Origin of the sequence: Streptococcus sp. zg-86, assembly GCF_017639855.1 — a bacterium.
GTDB classification, from domain to species: Bacteria; Bacillota; Bacilli; order Lactobacillales; family Streptococcaceae; genus Streptococcus; species Streptococcus zhangguiae.
The window spans coordinates 1,567,985-1,581,526 of the sequence record NZ_CP072115.1 but is presented as its reverse complement, the minus strand read 5'-3'; the positions used below and the strand labels follow the sequence as shown (position 1 = coordinate 1,581,526).

Below are 13,542 nucleotides of genomic sequence, written 5' to 3'. Positions count from 1 at the left end.
CGTAACTCTTTCTATCTATTTGTATTGGATATTAGGCTGAAACAAGATTTTTTAATTTTCCGGGTTGGAAACCAGAAAAACTTTCCGTTTCAGTTTCAATGACAGGGGCAGCAGAAAATCCGAGACTTTTCACATGTTCGATAAATTCAGGTTGTTCATCGAGATTGATTTCGTTAAATGGAACCTTGTGCTGATCCAAGAATCGCTTTGTCATCTTGCATTGTACACAATCATTTTTTGAGTAAACAGTAATCATACATTTCTCCTTTTTTTAATCACCCATATAGGATACAATGAAATACCAAAATTGTCAACTGAGAAAACTAAATCTTGTGCTCTACTTGACAAGAGGACACAAGATGTAGTGTAATTATTGTTCTAATGCGGTTTGAGAGGCTTTTCCTCATTCTTACAGTATATTTTCATTTTTTTGCACGGATATGATTGATTTTCCTTGCTTTTGCTAGGGGAGGATTTTTGAAAGAAAGATAAAAAATTCTTGAAAATGATTTCAATAAATGATATAATGTGCTTTGTAAGGGTTATCACAAATAACCTTCAATATTGAAAAAATAAAGGAGAATCCAACTATGGCTTCAAAAGATTTCCACATTGTGGCAGAAACAGGTATCCACGCACGCCCAGCAACATTGCTCGTGCAAACAGCTAGCAAATTCGCTTCAGATATCACTTTGAACTACAAAGACAAATCAGTAAACCTTAAATCTATCATGGGTGTGATGAGTCTTGGTGTTGGTCAAGGTGCTGATGTGACAATCACAGCTGAAGGTGCTGATGCTGACGATGCAATCGCAGCAATCACTGAAACAATGGACAAGGAAGGTTTGGCATAAGAGTATGACAGAAATGCTTAAAGGAATTGCAGCATCTGATGGTGTTGCGGTTGCGAAGGCATACCTACTCGTTCAACCAGATTTGTCATTTGAAACTGTTACAGTTACAGATACAGATGCAGAAGAAGCTCGTTTGGATGCTGCTTTAGAAGCGTCACAAAACGAGCTTTCTGTTATTAGAGAGAACGCAGTAGCAAGCCTTGGTGAAGAAGCGGCAGCCGTTTTTGATGCCCATTTGATGGTTCTTGCTGACCCAGAGATGGTCGGTCAGATTAAAGAAACGATTCGTGCGAAAAAGGTAAATGCTGAAAGTGGATTAGCAGAAGTTACCGATATGTTCATTGCTATTTTTGAAGGCATGGACGATAATCCATACATGCAAGAGCGTGCAGCAGATATTCGCGATGTCACAAAACGTGTCTTGGCTCATTTGTTGGGTGTTCGTTTGCCGAACCCTGCAGCAATTGCAGAAGAGTCAATCGTTATTGCACATGACTTGACACCTTCTGATACAGCACAATTAGATAAAAACTTTGTAAAAGCGTTTGTTACCAATATTGGTGGTCGTACAAGCCACTCAGCGATTATGGCGCGTACACTTGAAATTGCAGCTGTTCTTGGTACAAATAACATCACTGAAATTGTGAAAGATGGTGATATTCTTGCGGTAAATGGTATTACTGGTGAAGTGATTATCAACCCGTCAGAAGAACAAATCGCTACTTTCAAAGAAGCTGGTGAAGCCTATGCTAAGCAAAAGGCAGAATGGGCCTTATTGAAAGATGCTCAAACAGTAACAGCTGATGGGAAGCATTTTGAGCTTGCTGCCAACATCGGTACACCAAAAGACGTTGAAGGTGTGAATGACAACGGTGCAGAAGCCGTTGGCCTCTACCGTACAGAGTTCCTTTACATGGATTCACAAGACTTCCCAACAGAAGATGAGCAGTATGAAGCGTACAAGGCAGTTCTTGAGGGAATGAATGGCAAACCAGTTGTCGTTCGTACAATGGATATTGGTGGAGATAAGGAACTTCCTTATTTCGATCTTCCGCATGAAATGAACCCATTCCTTGGTTTCCGTGCCCTTCGTATTTCGATTTCTGAAACTGGAAATCAAATGTTCCGCACACAATTACGTGCTCTTCTTCGTTCGTCTGTTCATGGTCAATTGCGGATTATGTTCCCAATGGTAGCCCTGATTACAGAATTCCGTGCAGCAAAAGCAATCTATGAAGAAGAAAAAGCAAAATTGCTTGCAGAAGGTATTCCAGTTGCGGATGACATTCAAGTGGGAATCATGATTGAAATTCCAGCAGCAGCAATGCTAGCAGATCAATTCGCTAAAGAAGTTGATTTCTTCTCAATTGGTACAAATGATCTGATTCAATACACAATGGCTGCTGACCGTATGAACGAGCAAGTTTCATACTTGTATCAACCATACAACCCATCAATCCTTCGTTTGATTAACAATGTAATCAAAGCAGCACATGCAGAAGGCAAATGGGCTGGTATGTGTGGAGAAATGGCGGGAGACCAACAAGCAGTACCGCTTCTTGTAGGTATGGGCTTGGATGAGTTCTCAATGAGTGCAACTTCCGTCCTTCGTACACGTAGCTTGATGAAACAATTGGATACTGCGAAAATGCAAGAATATGCAAACCGTGCATTGACAGAATGCGCAACAGCAGAAGAAGTCCTAGCTTTGCAAAAAGAATACGTAAATTTTGATTAAAAAAACAGCCCAGTGGGCTGTTTTTTCACGAGCTAGGAAATAAGAGAGCGAGTTAAGTCCAGTGGGCTGTTTTTTCATGAGCTAGGAAATAAGAGAGCGAGTTAAGCCCAGTGGATTATTGGTTCACGAGCTGAAGATTATAAAGTGAAAAAGAGGTCCAAAGGTCCTCTTTTTATGAGCCACGAAATACGCAATCGAGTCAAGTCTAGTGGGCTGTTTCAGCTTGAAGAAAAAGTCCATCTTGGACAATTTTCTTCAAGCTTTTTTCTTTTACTTGAGAAATAAAAACTCTTAATAATACCGCTATATCAGCATTTCTGAGAGTTTCTGTTAAGAATGATTTACGAAGGATTGACCACGAGATTTTAAGATATATGAAGCGAATCCTGTACAAGCTAGTGAGGAATTAGAGCAGTTAGCACGGATGGAAAAAGGAAATCTCAAACAAATTCACTACAATCCAATGTGGACCTATTTCAAGTATCTTGTCAAAGACGGATTGACAAGTGAAGAGGGAGCCGCATGTATGTCAAACGTAAGGTAGATGTCAAACTTGTATTTGGTAGGATGAAAGGTGTTTTTGGCGTGCGCAGATTGCCTGTCAGAGTGCAAAAAGTGGTTGAAACAGAAATAGGATTTCTCCTAATGAGCATGAATTTAGCGAAATTGGCTATGAAATTAGTCCGTGATAATGGAAACAAAAGAAAAAACAGATAGTTCAGCGAGACTTAATCAAAATCGGCTTGACACTATCTGTCTTTTTTTATTATTGGCTAGTTTTTGCCCAGACTCTTTATGTTGCTAGGACTTTTGGTCCAGCCTCATTTTTGTTAAAAAAACTATTTCAAATATTAGGATTTTTGAAACACAAAAATTTATACAATTCACAAGAAAAAAGGAAAACGTTCATGATATAAATTTTCAATCAAGAACCTTGATAAACCAAGAAATTTTTAAATTTAATCAATCCTACCCCACATTGTAGCATATTTTTCCCAAAAAGCCTACTTTTTGAGAAAGTAAAGAACTTAGATATACAAAGGACTTAAATAAATTTCATGTCTGATATTTTTAAACATTTAGGGGGAGTTGACAATCGGTAATTGCCCTGATAAGGCAAAATATAACATCAAACAAAATAGATTAAAGCTCTTGCTTGGTCTAAATATATTAGGAGGAAGAGATGTTTAAAAGAAAGAAAGATCGTTTTTCGATTCGAAAATTTAAGATTGGAGTTGGTTCTGTATTTTTAGGATCATTCCTGTTGGTTGCACCTCAGGTGTATGCGGAGACTGGAGAACTAGTTGAGCTAAATCCAACTTCAGAAAATACCGTGGTAGAAGTACCAGAAAAGAAGGCTGAAGTAGCTAAGGAAGATTCTGTAGATACAGCAAATACAGCTGTAACAGACAAAGCAAGTGACAAAGTTGCATTGAATAAAAATGTGTTACTGGATGAAGTTTCAACATTTGATAATCTAGCAAAGACAGAAAAATATCTACATGCGACAAATAAAAACGCATATGATAAAGAATTATCTCATGCTAAAGACCTATTACAAAAAGAAGGTGCTACACAAGAAGAGATTGACCAAGCTGTAAACAGCCTAACGAAAGAAAGGGAAGCGTTAGATGGAGTAGCCAAGGCAACGGAAGTAGAACGTGTAGCGGCGACGCTTTATAAAGTAGCATACACGGATCAAGAGTCTGGTAAGGAAGTGTATTCTATCAGCCACTCGGTTGCTGAAAAGACAACGTTACCGATTGATCAACCAAAAGAATTCCATGTAACAGTGGATGCTAAGACAGATTTGAAGATTCAACCAGCCCTTCAAGGTTATAAGCTGGCAGAGGACCAAGCAGAAGCGCAAGCAGCTGTTGTTGTAGAGCGTGGTGGACGTAAAAACTTTGTTAACTTCAATGTAGTTCGTGACGACCAGGCAGCTGCTGGGAATAACGGTACGGAAGGCTATACTGGCTTTAGAGCAATCCCATCAACACCAAATCCAGATAATATTGAAAAACTCTATACTCCAGCCTCAGTTGAAAGTGCAGAGCTTTATCGAGATGAAGCTGGAAAAGATACACCTGAATTACTTAAAAATCTGAATTGGCTAGATTGGGGCGATTCACGATATACCCATAACTTAGCAACTGGCGATGAGTTGCAAATTGGTACTTACTATGAAAAAGAACTCTTCCCAGGCTACACTGTAAAAGTAGAAGTGGTTAAGTTGAAGCCGTTCAATGCTTCTGAAACTTTCCATAAACGTGTAGAAGGAACAGAAGATGAATCTGCCTATAATCCAGATGCTATTAATAGCCAAATAGGAAGTCCAACTATTCCTAAGAAAGTTCTTGCAAAAGCGCAAAATGGTTACTCTAACTTAAGACAACAAGGTGTTAATGCAGGTACCAAACCAACCATTGGGGCAGAAGGGAACGCTGGAAATGTCGGAGTACAATTTAAGGTTACAGCAACCTATAATGGGAAGAAAGTTCCAGCCAACTTCTTTGTGGCGACTGGCGAAGAAGCTAGAGGGAATGAAGCTGAAATCTTCGTTACGGATGGAGAACCCTTTGAATTATTAGCAGAAATAGCAACAAATCCAAGAATTAGAGGTTCTTACTATCCTGCAACGGACTTAAAGGATAACGGAGGACTGAAAGACCTTCTCCATAAAGGTGGAACCCAGCTTCCAGAAGGCTATAAAATCAAATATGTTGCCAATATCAATCCTGAAAAATCTCGTGTCGGTATTGAAAGTGTGCTGGACGGAGAGAAGGTTATCTACGGAGATGGGATTGGTACCCGAGTGGCTGGTCCTAACGTAACAGTTAATAATAATCGTTCTGTTCCGATTCTTGTGACACGAAATGTCGAAAATATTGAGTTATATATCATGAGTAGAGGACAACAGTCCTTGATGATGGGGGTTATTGCCTTTGATGAAGGAGATGCACCAGAATCATACGGTTCTGCTCCACACTTGATTACCAATACAGCAGTTCGCCCTCAGCCATTCTTAGGAACTAAGAAAGCCGACTTGGATTATGTTGATCCAGATTTTGAAAAGCTAGACTTTGAAACAGATGACAGAAGTTCTTCAGCAGATGAAGGCGTTCGTCAATTAGTCGGTGCTGAGAATGTCCATGTGACATCTCAAGGTAGAGAAACCTACAGCTTGCATAGAGCGACAGATACGTCTTATACCTTAAAATTCAAAGCGAGCAGCGCTGCTGGTGATAAAGAATATACTGGTGCTACTGAAGGTATTCCTTCTACAGCCTATGCATATGCTTGGGCAGACTTTAACAACAACGGAAAATTTGATGAAGGTGAACGTTCTGAGTTAGTCACTGTAAATGGTGAGTTAGGAGATTACGAATTTACTTGGAATAATGTACCACAAATGGTCGATCCATCTGTTCGTAAAATCGCTGTTCGTGCACGTATTGCGAACAAGGCAGAAGATGTTGCTAAACCAACTGGAGTAGCTTACTCAGGGGAAGTAGAAGACTTTGAAGTACAAGTAACGCATCCACCACGTGGAGATAAAGAAGAAACATCAGGTTATTTAGGCGAAACACAAATGATGCCTATTGAATTCAGAGTTGGTGGGACAAACCCTGTAGTAGAAACGTCAGGCAATGGTCGTGTGGAATTCACAGCTTATGGTCGCTTAGACTATGACTTGGATACAGATAACTCAATTGCAGATGATGCAGAAGTGAAAATTGTTTCTCCAACTGGTGAATTAGTTGATACTTGGACAGAAGCAGGAGAAGGTACTTATACGGTTACTGGTAAGACCATTACCTTTAAACCTGAAGCAACCTTCACAGGAACTGCTAAAGGGGTTGCACTTCGTGTATCAGATAAGAACAAGGTATCAACTGGCTGGTCAGCAGCAGATGCTAATGCTTCTGCAAATGATGATAACAATCCAACGTACCGTAATTTAACAGATGTGAACGATGGAAGTCATACATTGACAACGCCTAGTATGGATGCGGTTTACATTCCACATGTTATCAATAACAAACCAAAAGGAACACCAGCTGAAACAGAAGGACCTCAAGGTGTTGCTCAAACAACAGACGCAAAAGCAATGTTCAAAGAGTACACAACCGATGAGCAAAATGAACCAACAGACACTGTAACAGATAAAGAAGCGTTGAATTATGATAGTTTGACATTATTAGATGCTACAGGTCAAAAAACAAACACTGTCACAGTGGACGGTCAAGGTACGTATACATTAGCTAATGGTGTGATTACTTTCCAACCATTACCAAGCTATACAGGAACAGCTACACCAGTAGAAGTACAAATTGCTGATGCAAGTGGTGACATTGCAAAAACAACGTACACACCAACTGTTAAGCCAATTACACCAACTGCTGTTGAATCAACAACTTCAGGCATTCAAGGAGCTAAACAAACTTCTCCAATCGTTTTTGGAGATGACAGCCAACCGAACTCAGTGAACTTCAAAGCAGGGGCTGAATCAGCTCCAATTGATAAAACAACGGTAACGTTATTAAATGCTGAAGGACAACCAGCTACAACGGTTGAAGTAACCGACTCAACTGGTAAGAAAATTGGTACGTACACACTTGAAGGTGAATCAGTTGTCTTTACACCAGAAAAAGACTTCGTAGGTCCAGCACCAGCTGTGAAACTTCAAGCCAAGGATAAAAATGGTACAGTAATTGAAACCACGTACACACCAACAGTAACAGGTGTTACACCAGTAGGTGAAAGCAAAGAAACAACAGGTGTACAAGGACAACCACAATCAGAAACACCAACCTTTAAAGGTGGCGATCCAGCAGTACCAGTAGAGATTTCAGCAGACAATCCAGCAACATTCTATGATCCAGTAACGAAACAACCAATTACTGACACAACTATCCCAGCGATGAAAGATGGTAAACAAGTTGGTACTTACACGATTGATCCTAAGACTGGTAAAGTAACCTTCCAACCAAATCCAGATTTCGTTGGAACAGCAGAATCAGTGACAGTTCAAGCGAAGGATAAGAATGGAACACCAGCAGAAGCAACGTACACACCAACAGTAACAGCAGTTGAACCAACAGGTACACCAGCAGAGTCAACAGGTAAACAAGGACAACCACAAGAAGGAACACCAACCTTCGAAGGTGGCGATCCAGCTGTGCCAGTGGAGATTTCAGAAAAAAATCCTGCTAAATTCATCGATCCAGTAACAAAACAACCAATTGATGGAACAGAGCTTCCAGCGATGAAAGATGGTAAACAAGTTGGTACTTATACAATTGATCCAGCAACTGGTAAAGTGATATTCACACCGAATAAAGACTTTGTGGGCACACCAGATCCAATAACGGTTCAAGCGAAAGATGAAAATGGTACACCAGCGACAGCAACTTATACACCAACAGTAACAGCAGTTGAACCAAAAGCAGATCCATCAAAAACTTCAGGTATTCAAGGGGCAGAACAAACATCTCCAATCGTATTTGGCGATGACAGCCAACCGAATTCAGTGAACTTCAAAGCTGGCGATGCAGTTGCTCCAATTGATCCTAAGACTGTACAATTGCTAGATGCTAAAGGTCACCCTGCTGAAAGTGTTGAAGTAACAGATGGAACTGGTAAGAAAGTGGGTACTTACACACTTAGAGATGGTTCAGTCGTCTTTACACCAGAAAAAGACTTTGTAGGTGAAGCACCAGCTGTCACACTTCAAGCGAAGGATGCGAATGGTACACCAGTTACAACAACTTATACACCAACAGTTAAAGGTGTTACACCAGTAGGTGAAAGTAAAGAAACAACAGGTGTACAAGGACAACCACAATCAGAAACACCAACTTTCAAAGGTGGCGATCCAGCAGTACCAGTAGAGATTTCAGCAGACAATCCAGCAACATTCTATGATCCCGTAACGAAACAACCAATTACTGACACAACTATCCCAGCGATGAAAAATGGTAAACAAGTTGGTAAGTACACGATTGATCCAGCAACTGGTAAAGTGACATTCACACCAAATAAAGAATTTGTGGGAACACCAGATCCAGTAACGGTTCAAGCGAAAGATGCTAATGGTACACCAGCGACAGCAACTTATACACCAACAGTAACAGCAGTTAAACCAACAGGTACACCAGCAGAGTCAACAGGTAAACAAGGACAGCCACAAGAAGGAACTCCAACATTTACTGAAGGCGACCCAGCTGTGCCAGTAAACATTTCAGCAGAAAATCCTGCTAAATTCATCGATCCAGCAACAGGTGAACCAACTGAAAAAACAGAACTTCCAGCGAAAGATAAAGATGGCAAAGAAGTTGGTAAGTACACGATTGATCCAGCAACTGGTAAAGTGACATTCACACCGAATAAAGACTTTGTGGGAACACCAGATCCAATCGAAGTTCAAGCGAAGGATAAGAATGGTACACCAGCTAAAGCTAAGTACACACCAAAAGTTGAAGGCGTTACACCGATAGGAAAAGATGATACGTCAACAGGTAAACAAGGACAAACTCAAGAAGGAACTCCAACCTTCGAAGGTGGCGATCCAGCAGTACCAGTGAAGATTTCAGCAGACAATCCAGCTAAGTTCATTGATCCAGTAACAAAACAACCAATTGATGGAACAGAACTTCCAGCGATGCAAGGTGAAAAAATTGTTGGTAAGTACACGATTGATCCAGCAACTGGTAAAGTGACATTCACACCGAATAAAGACTTTGTGGGCACACCAGATCCAATCGAAGTTCAAGCCAAAGATGCTAATGGTACACCAGCGACAGCAACTTACACACCAACAGTAACACCAGTTAAACCGACAGGTACACCAGCAGAGTCAACAGGTAAACAAGGACAACCACAAGAAGGAACTCCAACATTTACTGAAGGAGACCCAGCTGTGCCAGTGAAGATTTCAGCAGAAAATCCTGCTAAATTCATTGATCCAACAACAGGCGAGCCAACTGAAGAAACAGAATTTCCAGCGAAGAAAGACGGTAAAGAAGTTGGTAAGTACACGATTGATCCAGCAACTGGTAAAGTGACATTCACACCGAATAAAGACTTTGTGGGAACACCAGATCCAATCGAAGTTCAAGCGAAGGATGAAAATGGTACACCAGCTAAAGCTAAGTACACACCAACAGTTGAAGGAGTTACACCGACAGCAGAACCATCAGCAACAACAGGCATTCAAGGAGCTAAACAAACATCTCCAATTGTCTTTGATAAAGATGATACCGCTAAGTCTGTGAACTTTAAAGATGGTGATCCAGCTGTTAAAGTGAATCCAGAATCTGTAACTTTATTGGATGAAAAAGGTAATCCAGCTGAATCTGTAACGGTAATGAAAGATGGCAAACCAGTCGGAACATATACAATTGAAACTGGAGATAATGGAGAAAAAACGGTAGTCTTTACACCAGAAAAAGACTTCGTAGGTCCAGCACCAGCCGTGACACTTCAAGCGAAAGATGCGAATGGTACACCAGTTACAACAACTTATGAACCAACAGTAACAGCAGTTAAACCAACGGGTGAATCAGCAGTATCAACAGGTAAACAAGGACAAACTCAAGAAGGAACTCCGACATTTACTGAAGGTGATCCAGCAGTACCAGTGAAGATTTCAGCAGAAAATCCTGCTAAATTCATTGATCCAACAACTGGAGAGCCAACTGAAGAAACAGAACTTCCAGCGATGAAAGACGGTAAAGAAGTTGGTAAGTACACAATTGATCCAGCAACTGGTAAAGTGACATTCACACCGAACAAAGACTTTGTGGGAACACCAGATCCAATCACTGTTGAAGCGAAAGATGAAAATGGTACGCCAGTAGAAGCTAAGTATACACCAACAGTAACACCGGTTAAACCGACAGCGGAACCAGCAGAGTCAACAGGTAAACAAGGTGAAGAACAAGAAGGAACTCCGACATTTACTGAAGGTGATCCAGCAGTACCATTGAGCAATGATCCAGCTAAGTTAATTGATCCTGAAACTGGTAAGGAAGTAACAAGCGTTACCATTCCAGGCGAAGGAACATATACAGTTGATCCAAGTGGTAAAGTAACGTTCACGCCAGAAAAAGACTTTGTAGGTAAAGGAACAGGTGTAACAGTTAAACGTACAGATGAAAATGGTACGCCAGTAGAAGCTAAGTACACACCAACAGTGACACCAGTGACACCAACATCAGAACCAGCAGAGTCAACAGGTAAACAAGGTGAAGACCAAGAAGGAACACCAACATTTAAAGAAGGCGATTCAGAAGTACCATTGAGCAATGATCCAGCTAAGTTAATTAATCCTGAAACTGGTAAGGAAGTAACAAGCGTTACCATTCCAGGCGAAGGAACATATACTGTTGATCCAAGTGGTAAAGTAACATTCACGCCAGAAAAAGGCTTTGTAGGTAAAGGAACAGGTGTAACGGTTAAACGTACAGATGAAAATGGTACGCCAGTAGAAGCTAAGTACACACCAACAGTAACACCAGTGACACCAACAGGTGACAATGATTCTTCAACAGGCAAACAAGGTGAAGAGCAAGAAGGAACACCAACATTCAAAAATGGCGATGGTACACCACTTGTTCCAGATGCTTCTAACCCAGCTATGTTGATTGATCCTAAGACAGGTAAGGAAGTAACAAGCGTTACCGTTCCAGGCGAAGGAACATACACAGTTGATCCAAGTGGTAAAGTAACATTCACCCCAGAAAAAGACTTTACAGGAACAGGAACAGGTGTAACGGTTAAACGTACAGATGAAAATGGTACGCCAGTAGAAGCTAAGTACACACCAACAGTAACACCGGTTAAACCGACAGCAGAACCAGCAGAGTCAACAGGTAAACAAGGTGAAGAACAAGAAGGAACACCAACATTTAAAGAAGGTGATTCAGAAGTACCATTGAGCAATGATCCAGCTATGTTGATTGATCCTGAAACTGGTAAGGAAGTAACAAGCGTTACCATTCCAGGCGAAGGAACATATACTGTTGATCCAAGTGGTAAAGTAACATTCACCCCAGAAAAAGGCTTTGTAGGTAAAGGAACAGGTGTAACGGTTAAACGTACAGATGAAAATGGTACGCCAGTAGAAGCTAAGTACACACCAACAGTAACACCAGTGACACCAACAGGTGACAATGATTCTTCAACAGGTAAACAAGGTGAAGAGCAAGAAGGAACACCAACATTCAAAAATGGCGATGGTACACCACTTGTTCCAGATGCTTCTAACCCAGCTATGTTGATTGATCCTAAGACAGGTAAGGAAGTAACAAGCGTTACCGTTCCAGGCGAAGGAACATACACAGTTGATCCAAGTGGTAAAGTAACGTTTACCCCAGAAAAAGACTTTACAGGAACAGGAACAGGCGTAACAGTTGTTGCTAAAGATAAGAATGGTACACCAGCTAAAGGTGTATATACACCAGAAGTTATTCCAAATACTCCTCCAACAGGTGTTTCTCCGACAGTAGTTGTACCACAAGGAAGCACGCCAATCAGCGAGGAAGACTTGATTGCTTCTGTCACTCCAAATGACAAAGAAGATGGAACAGATGTAACTGTAACTGTCAAAGATAATCCAGTTGATTACAATGTACCAGGAGTTTACGAAGTAACATTCGTTGTAACAGACAAGGGAGGCTTAACAACAGAAGTTAAGAAGACTGTAGTTGTTACACCGAAACCAGAGACCCCAGAAGTTCCGACAACTCCAATCGTTGTGGAGCAAGATACACCAATCACTCCAGAGGATGTTGCTAAAAATGTGAAATTACCAGAAGGTGCTAAGGTGAAAACCGTTGGTAAAATTCCAACAACTGAAATCCCAGGTGTGAAGCCAAGTGTGACAGTAACGGTTGAATTACCAAATGGTGACGTGGTAGATGTAGAAGTACCAGTATTTGTTACACCAAAAGAAGAAGAACCAAATACCCCACCGACAGGCACATCACCAACAGTGACAGTACCACAAGGAAGTACACCAATCAGTGATAAAGACTTGATTGCTTCAGTCATTCCAAATGACAAAGAAGACGGCACAGATGTAACCGTAACAATCAAAGACAATCCAGTTGATTACAATGTACCAGGAGAATATGAAGTAACCTTCTTAGTAATAGATAAAGGTGGCTTAACAACAGAAGTTAAGAAGAAAGTTATCGTTACACCGAAAGTTCCGACAACTCCAATTGTTGTGACACAAGATACACTAATCACTCCAGAAGATGTGTCTAAGAATGTGAAATTGCCAGATGGTACTGTGATTACCGAAATTGGTAAAATCCCAACAACTGAAACTCCAGGTAAGAAATCAAGTGTAGCTGTTACAGTTAAATTACCAAATGGAGAATTGTTAATTGTAGAAGTTCCAGTCACTGTTACACCAATACCAGTAGTATCGATTCCTCCAGTAGTGTCAAATACCCCACCAACAGGTACATCTCCACTCGTAACTCTCCCTCAAGGAAGTACACCAATCAGCGATAAAGACTTGATTGCTTCAGTCATTCCAAATGACAAGGAAGATGGTAAAGATGTTGTTGTAACCATCAAGAACAATCCAGTTGATTACAATGTACCAGGAGTGTATGAAGTAACCTTCTTGGTAACGGATAAGGGTGGTTTGACAACAGAAGTGAAGAAGACGATTGTTATCGCACCAAAACCAGTAACATCAGTACCAGAAACTCCAGTTGCTCCAGAAGTTCCAGTTGCTCCAGAAGTTCCAGTTAAAAAAGTAACGCCAAGTCCAGTAATGGATCATCCTAAACAAGCGTTACCAAACACAGGAGATTCATCTGATCAAACAGGTGCTCTGTATGGTGCTGCCGCATTGGGACTTGCTGGTTTAGTTCTTCTAGGAAAACGTAAAAGAGAAGAATAACATCATCATTTGACTAAATAAAATGG

4 protein-coding genes and 1 pseudogene are annotated in these 13,542 nt (G+C 40.8%); 4 read left to right on the top strand and 1 reads right to left on the bottom strand.

Features of this window, described 5'->3' with window-relative positions; genetic code table 11:
- Positions 1-31: 31 nt before the first annotated feature.
- Entirely contained in the window at positions 32-256 is a 225-nt protein-coding gene (nrdH, locus tag J5M87_RS07435) for a glutaredoxin-like protein NrdH (RefSeq protein ID WP_154608272.1), read from the bottom strand.
- A 334-nt stretch (positions 257-590) separates the two neighbouring features.
- Here nrdH and J5M87_RS07430 point away from each other — a divergent pair, with 334 nt between their 5' ends.
- The 4 genes and pseudogenes from J5M87_RS07430 to J5M87_RS07415 all read left to right on the top strand — a co-directional run bounded on the left by J5M87_RS07430 (position 591) and on the right by J5M87_RS07415 (position 13,516).
- Positions 591-854, top strand: a complete 264-nt coding sequence (locus J5M87_RS07430; RefSeq protein WP_018378296.1) for a phosphocarrier protein HPr — start codon at positions 591-593, stop codon at positions 852-854.
- A gap of 4 nt (positions 855-858) precedes the next feature.
- On the top strand, positions 859-2,592 hold the full coding sequence (gene ptsP / locus J5M87_RS07425; RefSeq protein WP_154608271.1) for a phosphoenolpyruvate--protein phosphotransferase: 1,734 nt from the start codon (positions 859-861) through the stop codon (positions 2,590-2,592).
- A gap of 358 nt (positions 2,593-2,950) precedes the next feature.
- Positions 2,951-3,274 (top strand): annotated as a pseudogene (locus J5M87_RS09840) (transposase); the annotation flags it as partial.
- 501 nt (positions 3,275-3,775) lie between these two features.
- Positions 3,776-13,516 (top strand): Ig-like domain-containing protein, encoded by a 9,741-nt coding sequence (locus J5M87_RS07415; RefSeq protein ID WP_154608270.1) that lies wholly within the window; start codon positions 3,776-3,778, stop codon positions 13,514-13,516.
- Positions 13,517-13,542: the final 26 nt, after the last annotated feature.